Raw genomic sequence first — 17,614 nt, forward strand, 5'->3', positions numbered from 1 at the left:
AAATGATCAAGGGAACTGTGTCTGAAATGCTAACGAAAATATAAGAAGGAAAGGAATGACAAGATGATAGTAATGACAGAGGATAAAGGCTCACGTTTGATGAGAATGCGAAGAATTTGAGGATATGGCACCGCCATAGCGGTATCGCCGTATCTGCTGATTAAAATCGCCTGGACCTTTGGTCTCTTCATGCCGACCGATCAAATGGGCGACCTCAGTTGGCGCACTGCCAACGCAGTAACCATGGTTCTCGCCGCGGGCTGCATCTTGTTAGCAATGGCGTTCTGCAGGCCGTGGGGTGAGCGGTTGCCCTCGTGGCTGGTGGCTCTTCCTGTGTGGGTGGGCACCGGTCTTCTCGTACCTATGCTGCTGCTGGCCCCGATACTCGGTCCGGCCGCCATTACCCGGGATATGGAGGCAGGTACCTCCGACTTCTGGGTCTACGAGCAGATCTTCGTCATGGTCTCGCTGGTCGGGGTCGGTATCTGTCTGCCTATTGCCTTGGCAGGGTACGCCAAGGCACGGTGGCCGGAGGCACTTGGCGGTCCGATCGACTGCGGGGAACTGCCGGGACACACCCGGAAACTCCAGATTACCCTGGCCAGGTTTGTCGCAGGCGGCTGCATCTTGCTTGCCATTATAAAGATATTCTGGGCGACGGGCGGCACTCTCGGCATCGAGCCTGCCATGCTGGATGACCGCGATATATGGTGGCGCCTGCTGTCGTTGAGTACCGGCGTATGGGCCTTCGCGGGGGCGTGGGGCTTGCTCGTGCTTACTACCCGCCGTGGCTCGCGGAGGTTCCTGCCCCCCATGGCGGCTGCATGGATCTCGTCGGGAATGCTGTTCTCTTACAATCTCTTCAACCGCTTGTCCACCTCTCGCCCCGATGCCCAGCCCGCCCCGGAGTACCCGCTGGCACAAGTTCTGACCACGGAGGCAGGGACCGTCCTGGGGGTGATGATGGGGATGATCATCCTTCTGGTGCTGCATGATCGCCGACGCGCCTTGCGGGGCGAATCAGCTTGAGACGTAATAGCAAATACAGCTGATTCCAATTGAAAATAGTAAGAACAACGAATAGCCAGAATCCTATGTAAGTTGTCAAGCGGGGTTTCTTTGTGGACCGAAAGGATTGCGGAAAACATTCCGCTAACGGATAACGACAGCTCAATAGAAGCAATTGCTGCCTGCCGGAAAGGACTGGAACATCCTGCCGGAAGGCAGCTCTTTTTCACTTCAACGGTCTTTGGCTTTATTAAGAAGTATCCGGTTCCGGGACAATCACAGACGCTGCCGCAGCTGCCGAATCTCCTCCAGCAATCGCAGCCGCTCTTCCTCTTCGTCAGGTTCTTCCATGCTCATGAGTTGAGCCAGCCGCAGCTGCAGCTGGACGCGCTCGTTGTCCCGTCCCTGCTCCTCGGGAGAAAGCGGGCGGCTCCGGTCCTTGAAGCGGTATTCGTCATAAGTGCCGGAGAACAGCTGCGGGGCACCGGCTTCGTCCATCACGATCAAACGGTTTGCCGCCCTGCGGATGAAATAGCGGTCATGGCTGACGACGACGAAGGCGCCGGCATACTCCAGCAGCGCTTCCTCCACCCGCTCGCGGGTATCGATATCGAGGTAATTGGTCGGTTCGTCGAGCACGAGCAGGTTGGCCCCGCTGAACAGCAGCATGAGGAAGGCGACACGGCACTTTTCCCCCATGCTAAGCTGACCGATCCTCTTATAGGCGTCCTCCCGCGAAAAAAGGAAGCATCCCATAATGGTGCGTGCCCTCGTCTGCGTCATGTCCGGAAGCTTGAGCAAACTTCCCAAAATCGTTTCCTCCGTCTCGAGATGGTCAAGCTCCTGGGCAAAATAGCCGATTTTCGCCTGTGGATGCAGCCGGACGGCTCCGGCCATCGGCTGCAAAAGTCCCGCGATCAGCTTCAGCAGCGTCGATTTTCCCGCCCCGTTCGGTCCTAATACGGCAATCCGGTCGCCCCGGTTCACCGACAGTCCGAACTGCTTGAACAGCTCCCGGCCGGTCTCATGGGCAAAGCCCACACCTTCCATCCGCAGTAGCGCCCGCGCGGCAAACGATTCGGCAACGAGCTGCATATGAAGCCCTGCGGCCTCGCGCGGCTTTTGGACCCGGGCGCTTTCCAGCCGCTCGAGAGCGGCCTCTTTCGCATGCAGACGGGAGACGTTTTTCTTCGATTTCGACCGGTAAAAATCGTTTTGCCCCGCTGAGCGATGCGCCTGATGAAACCACTCCGAATAACGCCGGATGCTTTCCAGCAGCTTCTCGCGTTCCTGCTCCTGCTTCTTGTACGCCGTTTCCTGCGTTCGCAGCTCCAGCTCCTTCTGCCGGCGGTAATCGGTATACCCGCCCGTATAGCGGCGGCAGCCACCGGCTTCCAGCTCGATCACGGCGTCCGCCGTGCGGTCGATAAATGTCCGGTCGTGGGACACGTACAAAACCGTGCCGGGATAGGCGCGCACCCACATCTCCAGCCAATCGAGCGACTCCTCATCCAAATGGTTGGTCGGTTCGTCCAGTACGATAAATTTCGGTTCCCGGACAAGCAGCGCCGCCAGCTGGGCTCTCGTTTTTTGACCGCCGCTTAAGCTGCAAAACGGCTGCGTCCACAGTGACGGATCGAGCCTCATCAGCCCGAGACTTTTCTCTACCTTTACTTCCCACGCATACCCGTCCAGCTGCACATACCGTTCGTACATCCGGCCGTACCGCTCCAGAACGGTGTCCATCGCTTCCCCGCCGTACATCTCTTCCGCCGCATGCTCCGGCGCTGAATGACGGCCGCTTGCCTGTCCGTTCACCCACTCCGGCGCTGCAGGACGGCTGCTCGCCTGTCCGTTCATCCGCTGCTGCAGCCGCTCTAGCTCCTGCTTGAGCCGGTACAGCTCCGCCGATCCGGACTGCACGAATTCAAGCACCGTATCATCGGGACTTACATCGACATGCTGCTCCAACCAGCCCCAATGCTCGAGCGGAAGTTCCCGGCGGATCGTCCCCTGGTCAAAATCAATTTTTCCGAGCAGTCCCTGCAGCAGCGTCGTTTTGCCGGCGCCGTTGCGCCCGAACAGGGCGAGGCGCTCTCCCTCTCTTACTTCAAAAGAAACCTGTTCGAATAAAGCGGCCCCGCTTAAACTTTTATGAAGATCGATCGCTTTGACAATCAGCATCGACATCCCTCATTTCCGATGAAAAATAAAAAAACCGCGGCCAGCGGCACACGGTCGGAAACGTACGGGGACTGCGAAAAGTACGGGAATGAAGACGCGAGAGCCGCCCTTCCGGCCGGTTGCATCCACCCCAATACTTGTTCACGGCTCTATGATGAGAGAGTCCCAAATCGACACACGTATCCCTGACCGGTTCGCCGCCTGGCGAACGCAAAGCTGACGCTTTGACTCGTTGTCATCCGGAAAATACGTGTTATTTCTTCATCGGTCGATTGGTCCTCCGTTATTCGTCGAAATGAGTTAACATGATGATTATATATTGGCAGACGGCTGATTTTCAAGCGATTGTGCAAAATTGCCTACGAAATCACGCCGGTCATCTTCTCCGGCCGCACGTACTGGTCAAACTGCGCCTCGGTCAGCAGCCCGCTGCGGACGGCGCTTTCCTTCAGCGTCAGCCCTTCCTTGTGGGCCTGCTTGGCGATTTTCGCCGCATTCTCGTACCCGATATGCGGGTTGAGCGCCGTCACAAGCATAAGCGACTGCTCCAGGTTGCGCCGGATCGTCTCGCGATTCGGCTCAATGCCGACCGCGCAGTGCTCGTTGAACGACAGCATCGCGTCCGCCAGCAGCACGACCGACTGCAGGAAGTTGTAAATAATGACCGGCTTGTACACGTTCAGCTCAAAATTGCCCTGGCTGGCGGCAAATCCGATCGCCGCGTCGTTGCCCATCACCTGGCAGGCGACCATCGTCAACGCTTCGCACTGCGTCGGATTGACTTTGCCAGGCATAATCGAGCTGCCCGGCTCGTTCTCCGGAATCGTCAGCTCGCCGATGCCGCAGCGCGGACCGCTCGCCAGCCAGCGGACGTCGTTGGCGATCTTCATCAGGTCCGCCGCCAAGCCTTTGACCGCGCCATGCACCCACACCAGCTGATCGTGGCTGGTGAGCGCGTGGAACTTGTTCGGCGCCGTCTCGAAGCGGGTGCCCGTCAGCGCCGTCACCTCCTCCGCCACGGCGGCCGCGAAGCCGGGATGCGCGTTAATGCCGGTGCCGACCGCCGTTCCGCCCAGCGCCAGCTCGCGGATCGCCTCGACGCTGCTGCCAATCATAGACGCCGACTTCGCGAGCATAGCCTCCCAACCGCTGATTTCCTGCCCAAGCGTAATCGGGGTGGCATCCTGCAAATGCGTGCGTCCGATTTTCACAATATCCGCGAACGCTTTGCTCTTCTCGCCCAATGTCGTTTGAAGTGTCTTCAGCGCCGGCAGCAGCCGCTTCTCGACTTCCAGCACGGCCGCGATATGCATCGCCGCCGGGAAAGTGTCGTTGGAGCTTTGCGAACGGTTCACGTCATCGTTCGGATGAATGCGGTGCGACTGCCCTTTACCCTGCTCCTCGAGCAGCTGGTTGGCGCGGCTAGCGATAACTTCGTTGACGTTCATGTTCGTCTGCGTGCCGCTTCCCGTCTGCCAGACGACGAGCGGGAACTGGTCGTCCCAGCGCCCCGCCACTATTTCGTCCGCCGCGCTCTCGATCGCCTCCGCCTTTGTCTTATCCAGCACGCCGAGCCTTGCGTTGGCGCGGGCGGCCGCTTTTTTCACCACCGCCATCGCATGAACGGCCGCAAGCGGCATCCGCTCCCAGCCGATCCGGAAATTTTCGCGGCTGCGCTGCGTCTGCGCGCCCCATAATTTGTCCGCCGGTACGCGGATTTCGCCCATCGTATCCTTTTCGATCCGGTATTCCATGAACGGTACACCCTCCTTGGCTTCATTCGTACTTTCACCGCACAGGCGTTAATGCAAGCCGTTTCAGCCGGACAAAGATGTATTCGCTCGGGCAGGATTTCCGCCTGTATCGTTTACGAAGTTAACATTTCACGCCGCAGATCTTTCTTGCCGGAAAATATTGCTCACCTAAAAAAAATGCGCATAAAATTTTCTCACGAAAACAGAAAAAAAAACCGCCTTCATAACGAGCGCTGCGGATCATAAAGAAAAAGAAGCCGGAACAAAAATAAGCATCCTGCATGAGGCAAAATGCCTTGCTGCGCCGGTTCGATTCGTTCCGGATGAGGGAGTCGATGGATGCCGGGTTATTTTCTAACGGCTGCCACAGCCTCTAATTTAATGAAAATGACCCCTTTAAAATTCTAACGGAGCTGAGCGCAGCTATTGTATGCAAGAATAGTCCTGTTTCAACGAAAACGATCAGATAAGGTCTCTCACAACCGTTAAGATTGTGCAAAAGGGCATTTTGAGCATCATAACGTCTTTGCAAGCCGTTATCCACAATTCTTAGATTCGCATAATTTCCTAAGCAAACAAGAAATGCTCTGCAGCTTCATTTTCTCACTTGCGCGCGGCGCCCGTCAACAATGGAGGGCTATTTAAAACCCAACAATTCCCAGCATCTGAAACCAGAGCAGCATCATTTCTGCAGCCAAATCAGCAGCATTCCCCGAACGCCTGTACGCTCTACCGCTCCCCCATGCATCACTGTGTCGGCACAGAAAAGCCGTATTTCCGAAAGACATCAAGCGATTCCTCCGATTGCAAATACTGATAAAAAGCGGCGGCAGCGTCACGGTTCTTCGTCGCTTTGACGATGCCGGCCGGGTATACGATCGGCTTGTACAGGGAAGGAGCGACGGCAAAAGCGATTTTCGCCTTGTCTGTCGCAAGGGCGTCGGTGCGGTAAACGAACCCGGCGTCGGCGTTGCCGGTCTCGACGTAGCTCAGCACTTGGCGCACATCTTTCGCCTGCACCGTCTTCAACTGCAGCTTGTCCCACAGGTTGGCGGCGGTAAGCGCGTCGCGGGCGTAGCTGCCGGCGGGTACGCTTTCCGGAATGCCGACGGCAACCTTGCTTACGGCGGGATTTTGCAAGTCCTCCAGCTTCGTTATGCCGCTTCCCTCGGCCGGGACGACCACAACGAGCTCTCCGGCCAGCAGATTCGTCTGCTCGGCGGCGTCAACAAGCCCTTCATCGACGAGACTCTTCATATTTTTGGACGAGGCGGACAAGAACAGATCGGCGGGTGCGCCCTGTGAAATCTGTTTCTGCAGCGTGCCGGAAGCGCCGAAATTAAAGACCAGCTTCACATCCGGATGAGATGCCTCGTAAGCGGCCTTAATCTCATTCAGCGCATCGGTGAGGCTGGCCGCCGCCGAGACGGTCAGTTCCGCGGCCGCACCCGCGTCAGCCGCGCCTTCGCCGGTTCCGCTCTGCGTCCGATCGGGTGCGGCGGAGCCGTTATCCTTTGAAGCGCTGCCCCCTGCTCCGCAGCCTGAAGCTGCCATAACGACAAGCAGTACGAGCAGGCTGATCCAGCCTGTTTTCACTATCACATTCACTTTCATTTTCACTCCAATAGCCTCCTGTTCATACTTCGATGCCGTCCGCAATATCAACTGGATTTAACTAAACATGTTTAATTGTAACAAAATATAATACACTGAATTGAACTTGTAAAATACGAAAATAAAATAGCGAACATTCGTTTGCTATATGTCCCGTTCTGAACTATACTGACATCACCAAAGCAATCGATCACGATACGAGAAAGGCGAACGGAATCATATGAAAGGATCTTCCCATCTCATAACCGGCACCGGCGTCTCGCTCGCCTGTGCCGCTCTGCTGCATACCCCGCTTACTCCCGCAGCAGCCGCTGCGGCCGTTATCGGCAGCCTGCTGCCGGACATCGACGAGCCGGGCGCGCTGCTTCTCAGCCGTTCGCTGCCGAAGCCGGCGCTGCGGCTGCTCAAAGCGGTGCTGCTTATTGCCGCAGCCGCGGTCTGCTGGCTCGCCCGCCCGTACGCGCCGTGGAACTGGGCCGGGTGCGCGCTGCTCGCCCTGTCGGTGTTTGCCACCGACCGGAAGCTGCGGCAGGCGCTCATGCTGCTGATCGCCGCCGCGCTGATCACCGCCGGACTAATCGGCATTCCATGGTTCGTGCTGCAAGGCGGCTTTCCGCAATATATGCTGCTGCCGGGGGAGCCGCTCGCGGCCGTCATCGGAGGGGTGCTCGGCCTCTGCGCACTGCTGCCGCATCGGGGATTTACGCATACGCTGTATGCAACTGCAATCTGGACCGGGCTGCTGTATTGGATCGCGCCGGCGGAGCCTGCCGTTTGGCAGGCCGGCGGCATCGCCTACCTGCTCCACCTGCTCACCGACGCTTTGACCCAGCGGGGAATCCGCCCTTTGCCGCCGCTTGAATGGAAGCTGTGCATCCCGCTCATGCGGACCGGCAAATTCAGCGCAGCCGTATTCGAAACGCTGTTTATCGGCATGACGTTTGTGCTCGTATGGATCGTGTTTGTGCAGATGGGCGGTTGGAGGCTGTGGATAGGGTAAAGCTGCAAAACGAAGTATGGATTGCGCCTGTGGGTAATGTGAATAACTTCTGTGGACAATGTGTATAAAATCCGGTTTATCCCCTGTTAGAGCGGCTGTGGACCTTTTAAAACGCTAATGTTATCCACAACTTTGGCTGCTGCGGTTGAGAACCGGACCAGCGGCTAACGGAGGCTTCCGCCTATAATGCGGTTAAAATAACGGGTCCGGCGGCGGTGACGGCTACCGTATGCTCGAACTGCGCCGACCATGAGCCGTCTCTCGTCTGGGCGGTCCAGCCGTCGCTGCCGATCCACACTTCCGGTCTGCCGATCGTCAGAATCGGTTCAATCGTCAGCACCGTTCCGTCCCGCAGCATTCCCCCGCTGCCCGCCCGCGCCACATGGCTTACTTCCGGCGGCTCGTGAATGTCACGGCCGATCCCGTGACCGACGAAGCTGGGCACGACTGCGAAGCCGCTGCTCTCCGCATGCTGCCGAACCGCTTGGCCGATATCGCCGATCCGCCTGCCGGGAAGCGCCTGCTGGATGCCCCGGAACAGCGCCTGTTTCGCCGTCTTCAGCAAATATTCCACCTGCGGGCTTCCTTTGCCGATCGTATAGGTCCATGCGGAGTCCGCTTTCCAGCCGTCCACATCGGCTACCATATCGATCGTGACGATATCCCCCTGCTGGAGCGGAACGGTATCCGGAAACCCATGGCAGACGATTTCGTTAACCGATGCGCAGGTTGCGAACGGATAGCCCCGGTACCCTTTCTGGGCGGGACGGGCTCCGCGCTCGACCATCATCCGCTCGACAAAACGGTCGATTTCAAGCGTCGTCACTCCCGGAGCGATGCGGCGCGCGATGGCTTGATGACACTCGGCCACAACTCGCCCCGCTTTTCGGATGCAGCCGATCTCCTCCTCCGTTTTCAACTCCGTCATTAACCTGCCCCCTTTTTCACAATCCTCCTCCTACTTTATTCCTCCTGAATGTCCTTCATTCCATCGGACGCGGCGGCAAATCGTCATCAAGTTAGTGACGGCAGCTGGCAGCCGATAATCCTATGCCCCTACCCCGCTCCACAGGCGGCAAACGGCAATGGCCGCAACCGATAAACGGACGAAAAAAAAGCCCTGCCCGCGAGGGAGCCTTGGGTGGCTCCGGTTCGCAAGCAAGACTTGTATGGCCTGTTCGAAAAGTAAGGAAAAAGGTCAGCCCACCGATGAGTTGAGCCTTCCGAGCTCGTGCTCGACCAAAACGGTCAGTTCGTCTTCGTATCCCCCCGTAATCCGGTATTTGCGGATGTATTCCTTGACGAATTTGCGCGGATCTTTCGGCTGAAAAATTCTCGTAAGTTCTTTAAGGCTTTCCTTGACTTCATTTTGGCTGTGCTTCGCCATGAAATCTCCTCCTTAGACGTTGGATGGTCGTCCTAAACAGTTATGACGAGAACGTATACGGCAACTAGCCGCCTCTACCCCCTTCGGTGCAGGCACTCCATGGACAAATTCACAATAATCTTACTTTTCACATTATTATACCACTTCATGCACAACAATGAAAAGAGAATGCATTTTTTACTGCATTTTAATACTCTTTATCCTGAAAATGAAACATATCTGCACAGTAATAAATGAGTTGGTGGCCGCTCACCTCCCCTGTCTGCGCTTTACGATAAAGGCGGCGTGCTGCCCGCTTCCCTTCCGCGCTTTACCGTTTCATCTTATGCGCCGCTTTCGGCAATATTGCCGCAGCTCCCGGGGAAAAACAAACGGCGCCCCGCTCGTTATTGAAGCGCGGACGCCGTTATATCCATCAAGTCATTTAATGGTGCAGCTGCGGCAGCGACGGCAGACCGACGCTCACCTTCGTTCCTTTGCCCGGCTCGCTCTCGTAAACGAGCTTGCCGTGGTGGTTCTCGATAATTTTATAACTCATCACAAGCCCAAGACCCGTACCCTTCGATTTCGTGGAGAAGAACGGTTCGCCCAGCTTGGCAAGCTTCTCCGGCGGAATACCGATTCCCTGGTCCTGCACGGTCGTCCAAATCATGCCGCCTTCATCTTTGCTTACCTTGATCGTAATGGTGCCCCCGCCCGGCATCGCTTCAATGCCGTTTTTGAGAAGATTAATAAAAACTTGTTTTAATTGATTGGCTACTCCGTGCACATATAAGTACTCTTCCGGCACCGTAAGCTCCAGCTGAACATCGTTCATAATCGCCTGCGCCTCGATCAGCATGACCACATCCCGCAGCACCGCATCCAGCGCAGTCGGAAGAAAATCCATCGCTTGCGGCTTGGAAAGCACGAGCAGCTCGCTTACGATCTGCTCGATCCGCTCCAGCTCCATCGCCATGATGGAAATATAGTTGCGCTTATTGTCTTCCTGCATCAGCTTTGTAAACCCTTTCAGAGCGGTGAGCGGATTGCGTATTTCATGCGCGATTCCCGCTGCCAGCTGCCCGACGGCCGACAGCATTTCCGACTTGCGCAGCAGCTCCTCGGTTTCCTTGCGTTCGGTTATATTCTCGGAAATTTTCATGTAGTGAATCGTCTCGCCGCGTTTCAGAATCGGCAGCAGCTTCGCCTGCTCCCAATAGGTCTGGCCGTTGCAGCCGATTCCCGCAAGCTCGCCTTCCCACGAATCCCCGCGGCGCAGCTTGTCCAAAATTTCCGCATACCGGACGCCGGAAGCCTGCCAGTCGTTAAGCCCCTCCAGCGGCTTGCCGTACATGCTCTCCGCGCTGCAGCCGACCATCTGCAAAAACGTGCTGTTCACGAACACGATGCGCCCTTCCAGATCGGTGATCGCCACCATGACCGGGCTTTGCTCCATGGCGTTCGAGAGCCGGAGCAGCTCCTCGTTCATTTCCTTCAACTCCGTAATATCGACGAATGTAATAATGATGCCTTTTGTAAAATGTTCAAGCGTCCGGTAAGGCATCATGCGCATTTTGTACCATTTGCCCGTCTTGCTCTTGATCTCCTTCTCCAACGATCTGAGCAATTTCAACACCTGGGCGGCATCCTTGATGAAGTCGTTGTACAAAAAGTTGTGCGAGATATGGCTGAACGGCCGGCCGATGTCGACGTCGAGCAGGTTGATTTCTTTGGTGACGGCCGGTGTGAAGCGGCGGACACAAAACTGCGTGTCGAGGAAAATTGTGCCGATCTTCGTGCTCACCAGAAACAGATCCATATCGTTGTTCAGTTCGGTTAACTCCTGAATTTTGAACTGGTACTCGGCATTGATCGTCACCAGCTCTTCGTTGACCGCTTGCAGCTCCTCGTTCGTGCTCTGCAGCTCCTCGTTGGCGGCGATCAGCTCCTCGTTTGTGCTCTGCAGCTCTTCGTTGGACGTCTCCAGCTCCTCAATGGCGGCCTGCAGCCTCTCTTCCGTATCGCGGAGCTGCTGCTCCAGCCAGAGCATCTGCCGCCGGACGTTTTCGTCCAGATCGGCCTGGGAGAGCTGGTTCTCCTCTTCCTCCCGGACCGGCTCGAACGTAACGAGCATATATTCGTTGTATGCTTTACCCGAAGAAGAGAACGGCTTGACGAGCACATCGACCACCTCTTCCCCCGACGGTGTTTGCACGAGCCGATTGCGGAAGCGGACCCGCTTCTCTCCGGCGCGGATTTTGTTCGCAGCGGTCACGATCGATATCGCAAGTCCGGGCTCCATCATTTTATGAATATTCCAGCTCGGCCGTCCTTCGGCGGGTGACAGATACGGCTGAATTTTGCCCGTCAAATGCCTCACGTCCAAATTCTCGTCCAGAAGGAGCGAAGGAGGCATATGCTCGTTGACAAAGGTGCTGTACAGCTCGCTGTTTTTCCGGTTCTCCGCGTGCTCCGCCGAAATGCTGAACCTTCGCCGCTCGCGGCCGTCCAGAACGGTCACCCCGCCGGAGCTTCTGTCAACGGGCAAGGGCGGCGCAGAGACCGATTTGCGCGAAGCTTTATGCCGGAACACATTCCACTTGCTGTTGTAAGGCTCGAACATGTGACTGAGCTTGCCGATTGTTTCGCTAGGCCCCAGGAATAGAAACCCTGACGAGCTGAGCGCAAAGTGGAACAGGGAAAGCACCTTCAGCTGCATATCCGACTGCAAATAAATGAGCATGTTCCGGCATGAAATGAGGTCCAGATTGCTGAACGGCGGATCCTTGGTCAAATTATGGGGCGCGAACACGACGACCCGCCGCAGCTCCTTCGTCACCTGGTACGTATCTCCCTGGCGGACGAAAAACCGGGTCAGATAATGCTTGTCCACGCTATTTTCAATGCTGAGCGGATATACCCCGTGATTGGCGTAATCGATCGATTGCTTGTCGACGTCCGTTGCAAAAATGCGCACGGTAAACAGACACGCCAGCTTCTGCTTCTCCAGCTCTTCGATCACCAGCATCGCCAGCGTGTAAGCTTCTTCTCCCGTGGAGCAGCCGGCCGTCCAAATCCGCAGCTCCGGGTTGCCCTTGCCGTTTAACTTTTGCATAATGAGCTGCGGCAGCACTTTCTCTTTGATGATGACGAACGCTTCCGGATCGCGGAAGAAATGGGTGACATGGATAAGCAAATCCTGGCGCAGCGCGGATATCTCGTCCGGATTCTCGTCTAACCACTCGGAATACGCCTGGATATCCGCCGATCCTGTAATGGCCATCCTTTTTTCGATGCGGCGCAGCAGACTGTTTCTTTTGTAATAGCTGAAGTCAATGCAGGTATGCGCCCGCACTTTCTCCAATATGCGCGCGATCGCCTCCTCCGTGCGGGGATCGGGCAGTGCGCCGATCGTTCCGACGGCCGAAGCGCTCGGAATAAGCGAGCTTGGCAATTTCAGCTTCTGCGCGATCCTCTCCGGCGGCAGCACATAGTCGACATGTCCCGTCTCAATGGCGCTGCGCGGCATGCCCTCGAACTTGGCGGACTCTTCGTTCTGGGCGAAGACGATCCCCCCGGCCCGCTTGACGGTGGCGATTCCGCGCGAGCCGTCGCTGCCCGTTCCCGACAAGATGACGGCAATCGCCTGCGCCCCTTGGTCGATGGCAAGCGAATGATAGAAGTGGTCGATCGGAAAATGGATCTCGTCCGGATGCGGATCCGACAGCCACAAGCTCCCCGAGCGGACCGTCAACGATTTGCGCGGCGGGATCAAATAAACCGAGTCGCTTTCAATAACCATCCCGTCACGCGCAATATGAATCTCCATCGTTGTATAGCGGGCCAAAATTTCGTTCATCAAACTTTTATGATCCGGTGACAGGTGTTGAATGACGACAAAGGCTAATCCGGATTCCGTACTCATGTTTTGGAAAAAGTTTTTCAAGCCGTCAAGCCCTCCCGCCGAAGCTCCGATCCCGACGATCCGGACCGGATTAGAAACCGATTCCTGCCGGTCATTCGTTTCGGAAACGGAGCCGGGCTGAATCAGTGTCATACATTTCGCCTCCCCTTGTAGTTTCGCCAGGGCGAAAGCTGCCCTCATTCGCTTCTCGGATGAACGTTGCTTTTTTCCAAACAACACGGTTGTCACTACTATTCTCTGTGCTTCGGGCCGTTTCCTTTTCAGCCTCCGGAAAGTTTTTTGCGTAACGGGAAGCGCATCCTCGCCGCTCCCGATAAGCACTTCTTTTCTCTATGCCAGGCGTTCAAAACCGCCTTGCGTTCAGCCGCTGCCCCTCTTCAAACTCGATTGGCCCGGGAGTTAGCCGGCATCCGCCATAAACGGTGAATTTTCGCGTTTTTTCGCTATGGAAAGACCTGAATCAAGCCTGTAAAATGAACTGGAGATGTAGTCTGAAGGAGATATACAAGGCGCTAACATGCCTGCCCCTTTACAAGCAGCAGTTTGCGCCCTCGCTTCGGTAAACCGGTGAAATGTGGGAAAACATTTGTCGCGGCAGCGGATGAGCAACGGCATCCGGATGTTGCCACTGGCTTATGTAATTTGAACACGATCGGATGTTGTTAAACATTTACCACAAATGGGAATATTTTAAACAGTTCAAGCGGATGATTGCTTTTGACAAGATGGGCTGAAGAAGCGCATCGTCGGCGCCTAAGCAAACGCCGGCCCGCCGGCCTGCTGAGCTTGTCTTTCTCGTTAGCAGACGGACGGGCCTCCCGCGCAGCCTTCTCTTTCGTTCAAGCGAGGCGGATTTCGGTAATGCAGTCTGGCGATTCATATTGTTCGTCGCGGATTGCGTTCGTTACGGGATACGAGCGCAGCTGGAACGGCTCGAGCGGCTGCAAATGCTTGCGCAGGAGGCCAAATTCCTTCACGGAAGGATTCAGCCAGTCGCTCATCCCTTCCTGATCCAGAACGACCGGAAGCCGCTCCTGCCAGAGCGCCATCGGTCCCGCCGAAGGCACGGTAACAAGGGTTACGGCCCGCATCAGTTCCCCTCCCGGGGAGCGCCACTCGTCGTATAATCCGGCCATGCCGAATAGATTGCGGCCTGGAACGATAATATGCATCGCCCGGGGCGCTTTCTCCCCTTCCGTCCGGCGCCAGCCATAAAAGCCGCTGCCCGGAACGACGCAGCGCCCTCTTTTCAGCATGCCGTCAAAATATGATCTGCTCTCCAGCCGGACAGCGTCCGCGTTTACCGCGTCTTTGGCCCAAAAAGGAAACAATCCCCACCTGCAATCGTCGATGATTCTTTGTTCATGACGGTCGTTCATGACGATGGATACCGTTTGCGTAGGCGCAATGTTATACCGGTTTGTATAACAGCGTCCGGCCTTTACAACCCCGAACATGTCCATAATTTCACTGACTTCCGCCGTTAATGAATAACGTTCGCACATTTTGAAGTACCCCCTGGTTTGTTTATAACCAGTATTTGCAAGGGGAGGGACACTATGCGCGGGAGAGGTGAAAAAGGTGAGGCAGCGCTCGGAGAAGGTTTGAATAATTCAATGGACATGCGGCCGCGATTCTCCGAGAAGATCAATAATGCGGTGAAAAGGCGGACGCGGCGCGGCGGGGTTGATCTTACGCTGTTGCAGCCGGATCGTTTGATCGTATCCCTCTAGGGTTACGATCCGTCTAAGCGCATGCTTCCGAAGCGGCTTTCCTTCAGAAAGCCTTCAGGCGAACGCTTCGCTTCTCCAGATTCAACCCCGCCGCTCTCGCTCTCCTTTTTCAGCCTATTCCGTAAACCGCTTGCGGAAGCGGTGCGGCGGAACGCCGGTATGGGCGGCGAACAGGCGCGAGAAATGCGGCGTTTGGCGGAAGCCGGTTTCTTCCGCCACGCGCGAGATCGGCCAGTCCGTCGTCAGCAGCAGCAGCTTCGCCTGATCGATACGGTAATAAAGCAAATATTGCTGCGGCGTGCAGCCGTACACTTCCGTCATGCAGCGTGCGATGTAATTGGCGTGCAATCCCAGCTCGCCGCTCAAATCGGTATTGGTCACTTGAAAACGGTAATGGGCTTTCAAATATGCGGCCGCACGCTCGGCGACCGATACGGCCGCTTTGGCCGCGTCGGAACGCCAGTCTTCCTCCAGCAACCGCAGCAAATCCAAAAACCGCTGCTGCCGGCCCCAGAAAGCGGCATGTGTGGAGCTTTGCGCCGCCTCGTGCAGCTTGGCCAGCGCCTCCCCGATCCGCTCGAAGGAGGACAGCGCCATCATCTTCGGCAGCCGGATCGCATATGTATAGTGATCTCCGCGCAGCGTCGCCTCGCGGCTTCCCCCGCTTTCCTCCCAAGCGCCGGCCGCCTGGAAATGAACCCAGTCAAACGTCGTCCGCTCCCGGCACGGCCGGATTGAATAATGCCTTTTGTCGGGTCTGAGGATGAGCGCTTGTCCCGGCTTCACGGTCCATGCCTGCTCTTCCTCGCCGATATGCAAAGCCCCCTCCTGAACAACGAGCAGGCCGAAAACCCCCATATTGACGCGGCTCGGATGCTCTTCGCCGGAAGCATACGTCACGCGGTTGGAATCGATAAAATAAGGAAGAGGCGGTGAACGAAACGTTACAATAAACGGGTCTGACAACTTAATCTCTCCTGCCTGTACGCTTTAAAGCAGCTAAAGTACTTTACAATTGCTTAGTGCCCTAATTTTGACACTCCGCACGGCTAAAGCCGTGGGATTCTTAGCTAGCCCATGCGTCCGCAGTCCGTTTCCGGTTTGGACAACTGCCAAGTTCGGGGTTATGCCATTAACCCATCCTAAGACAGTGCATATAGCATCTTAGGCTGACAGACTGTTAGCCATCTGTCACAGGCTGCCGCATGATATTGACTGCGCCAACCCGATCCCGGTGGGAGTGAAACCCGCATAAACACCGATACGTTCGATCCGTTGCTTTGTTGCGTTTGCCGCATGCCGGGCATGTTTGTGAAGTGTATGCAGGGTTCACTTCCATCACTTTGATGCCGGCCAATGCCGCTTTGTACGCAATAAACTTTTGCAATTGATAGAATGACCAGTTATGCAGGTTTTTAGCGTTTTTACGACTTGTTCTTGTCGTTTGGCGAATGCTCGTCAGTTTCTCGACTTTGATCACGGAGACTTGCTCTTCGATCGCCAGGTTCACAATCGTTCGGCTGATTTTGTGGTTTTGGTCGGTTATGTAGCGGTGTTCCTTGTTCTGTTGCTTTCGGATCGCAGACAGCTTTTTAAGCTTTCCCATCTTTCTTCGACGCGAATTGTACTTGCGGCGGATGTACTTGTTTTGTCGGCCGTTGCCGACAAACCTGGTTTTGCCTGTTGATGTGACAACGACGGCGGGAACCTTTAATCCCAGATCAATTCCCATCGTGATATCGCCAGCCGCTTCTTTTACTTGCAGTTCGATAGAAAGATGAACATACCACTTTCCCGACTTTTCGACGATTTTTAGTAGCCCGGACTTTCCGCTATCTAGAACATGTTGCTCCCGCTCTTCGATTCGGGCGGATACTGTGAGCCGCCGCACTTTTCCATCCGCCATGACAGGAAATGAAACGGTGTTTTGGCCAATCGTATAGTTCTGATTGTTGACGTAGTAGGCTCTTTGCTTTAGAATTGGGCGCTTTCCTTGCTTCTTTGTCTTTTTATGGATGCTTCGCGCATCTCGAATGGCTTGGTTCCTTATGGCGGAAGGAAGATTGGCCTCAACATCCTTGGATGTCAGTTTTGGAAATACCCCAGCTGTTTCCGCTTGTTCGGTCAGCCGATTCACCGTTTGGATATATTCGTTTCCCATCTCCTTCAATAACGAAACATCGTTTGGAAATATACGTATTTGAACGGTTACCGTTTGCATCGGTTCACCCCCTTGTCTTTTGTTCTTCTACGTGCCGCCTAGTCATTTCGCTGGATACGTTCCCTGCCGTACTGACAAAATAGGCTCGCGTCCAAAGACTCGGCAAGTGCTTTAAATGGTTGAATTCTTGACGCAGCTGCAGTGGTTGGTCCTTTCAATTTGGCCATGATGTCCTCTGGAGGAATCCGTCGGCAGCACGTTTAAGAATAGATGTACAAATCAGGCATCACTTCCATCGCAACAATGAGCAAACCGTTAGCCTTACAAAGCTCTTGCATAAGTTCTTTAAATCGCGACGTCAATACCTTTCTTCGGTATCGCGGAAAAAAAACAAAATGATAGTTGATGAGCGATACTGTCGTTGCTGTTCTTCTATACTCTTGTCCCATACATCAATTGTATTAGCTTATACATAAAACTCCAACAAAAACATTAAAAAAAGTAGGACAATTAAGCTGTCTAATGACAGCTCTTGTCCTAAGCCGATTCATCCCATGCCTGAAGGCCAGGGCTTTCTCGGCTTAGATTCTGTAACAGAGAGTGCTGTCAGGGAACAGGCGCAAGAGGGGGCAGAGCGCAGGGATCATGCAAGCTTAATATCAGCTGTGCCGGAATAAGCTAACTCAAGCTAATATTAGCAAAACCTGAACAGGGGCTGTCTCAGAAGTGTCCATATGAATGAGCAACTCCCAAATCTGACGCAAAAGGACCTCCAGTTCCGCCATGGCAAAGCGGAGCCGGAGGTCCTTCCTCGCTAAACCTGCGAATACAAGATATTATTGATCGTTATTGCGTGTTTGGAGGGA

Annotated in this window: 11 protein-coding genes and 1 pseudogene; 2 read left to right on the forward strand and 10 right to left on the reverse strand. The window is 55.3% G+C overall.

Annotation, left to right across the window (positions count from 1 at the left end; genetic code table 11):
* Positions 1-135 precede the first annotated feature (135 nt).
* The gene (locus VN24_RS07520; RefSeq protein WP_238590919.1) at positions 136-1,029 is read left to right on the forward strand and encodes a hypothetical protein; all 894 of its coding nucleotides are present in this window, start codon (positions 136-138) and stop codon (positions 1,027-1,029) included.
* 255 nt (positions 1,030-1,284) lie between these two features.
* Here the strand turns inward: VN24_RS07520 and abc-f are convergent, their stop codons facing one another.
* The 3 genes from abc-f to modA form a co-directional block, all read right to left on the reverse strand.
* Positions 1,285-3,192, reverse strand: a complete 1,908-nt coding sequence (gene abc-f / locus VN24_RS07525; protein WP_045669885.1) for a ribosomal protection-like ABC-F family protein — start codon at positions 3,190-3,192, stop codon at positions 1,285-1,287.
* A gap of 359 nt (positions 3,193-3,551) precedes the next feature.
* Positions 3,552-4,946 (reverse strand): class II fumarate hydratase, encoded by a 1,395-nt coding sequence (fumC, locus tag VN24_RS07530; protein ID WP_045669886.1) that lies wholly within the window; start codon positions 4,944-4,946, stop codon positions 3,552-3,554.
* Positions 4,947-5,693: 747 nt separating this feature from the next.
* Positions 5,694-6,560 carry a molybdate ABC transporter substrate-binding protein gene (modA, locus tag VN24_RS07535; protein WP_082084192.1) on the reverse strand — a complete coding sequence of 289 codons (867 nt, stop codon included), beginning with the start codon at positions 6,558-6,560 and terminating at the stop codon, positions 5,694-5,696.
* 220 nt (positions 6,561-6,780) lie between these two features.
* On the opposite strand from modA, the gene VN24_RS07540 reads away from it, so the two are divergent.
* Complete coding sequence (locus VN24_RS07540) at positions 6,781-7,560, forward strand: metal-dependent hydrolase (protein ID WP_045669887.1); 780 nt, start codon at positions 6,781-6,783, stop codon at positions 7,558-7,560.
* Between the two features lie 181 nt (positions 7,561-7,741).
* Here VN24_RS07540 and map read toward each other — a convergent pair whose 3' ends face one another.
* From map to tnpA, 7 genes and pseudogenes are all read right to left on the reverse strand, one after another.
* Positions 7,742-8,488: a type I methionyl aminopeptidase gene (gene map, locus VN24_RS07545; protein WP_045669888.1), complete on the reverse strand. Its 747-nt coding sequence runs from the start codon at positions 8,486-8,488 to the stop codon at positions 7,742-7,744.
* Positions 8,489-8,758: 270 nt separating this feature from the next.
* On the reverse strand, positions 8,759-8,947 hold the full coding sequence (locus tag VN24_RS07550) for a hypothetical protein (RefSeq protein ID WP_045669889.1): 189 nt from the start codon (positions 8,945-8,947) through the stop codon (positions 8,759-8,761).
* A 424-nt stretch (positions 8,948-9,371) separates the two neighbouring features.
* Complete coding sequence (locus tag VN24_RS07555) at positions 9,372-12,986, reverse strand: chemotaxis protein CheB (protein WP_045669890.1); 3,615 nt, start codon at positions 12,984-12,986, stop codon at positions 9,372-9,374.
* Between the two features lie 707 nt (positions 12,987-13,693).
* Positions 13,694-14,359 carry an SOS response-associated peptidase gene (locus VN24_RS07560; RefSeq protein ID WP_045669891.1) on the reverse strand — a complete coding sequence of 222 codons (666 nt, stop codon included), beginning with the start codon at positions 14,357-14,359 and terminating at the stop codon, positions 13,694-13,696.
* Positions 14,360-14,701: 342 nt separating this feature from the next.
* Positions 14,702-15,553 (reverse strand): helix-turn-helix transcriptional regulator, encoded by an 852-nt coding sequence (locus VN24_RS07565; RefSeq protein WP_045669892.1) that lies wholly within the window; start codon positions 15,551-15,553, stop codon positions 14,702-14,704.
* Positions 15,554-15,767: 214 nt separating this feature from the next.
* Positions 15,768-16,808, reverse strand: a complete 1,041-nt coding sequence (locus VN24_RS07570; RefSeq protein WP_045669893.1) for an RNA-guided endonuclease InsQ/TnpB family protein — start codon at positions 16,806-16,808, stop codon at positions 15,768-15,770.
* Positions 16,809-16,812: 4 nt separating this feature from the next.
* Positions 16,813-17,197, reverse strand: a pseudogene (gene tnpA / locus VN24_RS26835) (IS200/IS605 family transposase).
* Positions 17,198-17,614 lie beyond the last annotated feature (417 nt).

Origin of the sequence: Paenibacillus beijingensis (genome assembly GCF_000961095.1) — a bacterium.
Classification (GTDB): domain Bacteria; phylum Bacillota; class Bacilli; order Paenibacillales; family Paenibacillaceae; genus Paenibacillus_O; species Paenibacillus_O beijingensis.

Coding starts and splice junctions, on each gene's coding strand:
- abc-f (WP_045669885.1), bottom strand. CDS start 3,192: ATGCTGATTGTCAAAGCGATCGATCTTCATAAAAGTTTAAGCGGGGCC.
- fumC (WP_045669886.1), bottom strand. CDS start 4,946: ATGGAATACCGGATCGAAAAGGATACGATGGGCGAAATCCGCGTACCG.
- modA (WP_082084192.1), bottom strand. CDS start 6,560: ATGAAAGTGAATGTGATAGTGAAAACAGGCTGGATCAGCCTGCTCGTA.
- VN24_RS07540 (WP_045669887.1), top strand. CDS start 6,781: ATGAAAGGATCTTCCCATCTCATAACCGGCACCGGCGTCTCGCTCGCC.
- map (WP_045669888.1), bottom strand. CDS start 8,488: ATGACGGAGTTGAAAACGGAGGAGGAGATCGGCTGCATCCGAAAAGCG.
- VN24_RS07550 (WP_045669889.1), bottom strand. CDS start 8,947: ATGGCGAAGCACAGCCAAAATGAAGTCAAGGAAAGCCTTAAAGAACTT.
- VN24_RS07555 (WP_045669890.1), bottom strand. CDS start 12,986: ATGACACTGATTCAGCCCGGCTCCGTTTCCGAAACGAATGACCGGCAG.
- VN24_RS07560 (WP_045669891.1), bottom strand. CDS start 14,359: ATGTGCGAACGTTATTCATTAACGGCGGAAGTCAGTGAAATTATGGAC.
- VN24_RS07570 (WP_045669893.1), bottom strand. CDS start 16,808: ATGCAAACGGTAACCGTTCAAATACGTATATTTCCAAACGATGTTTCG.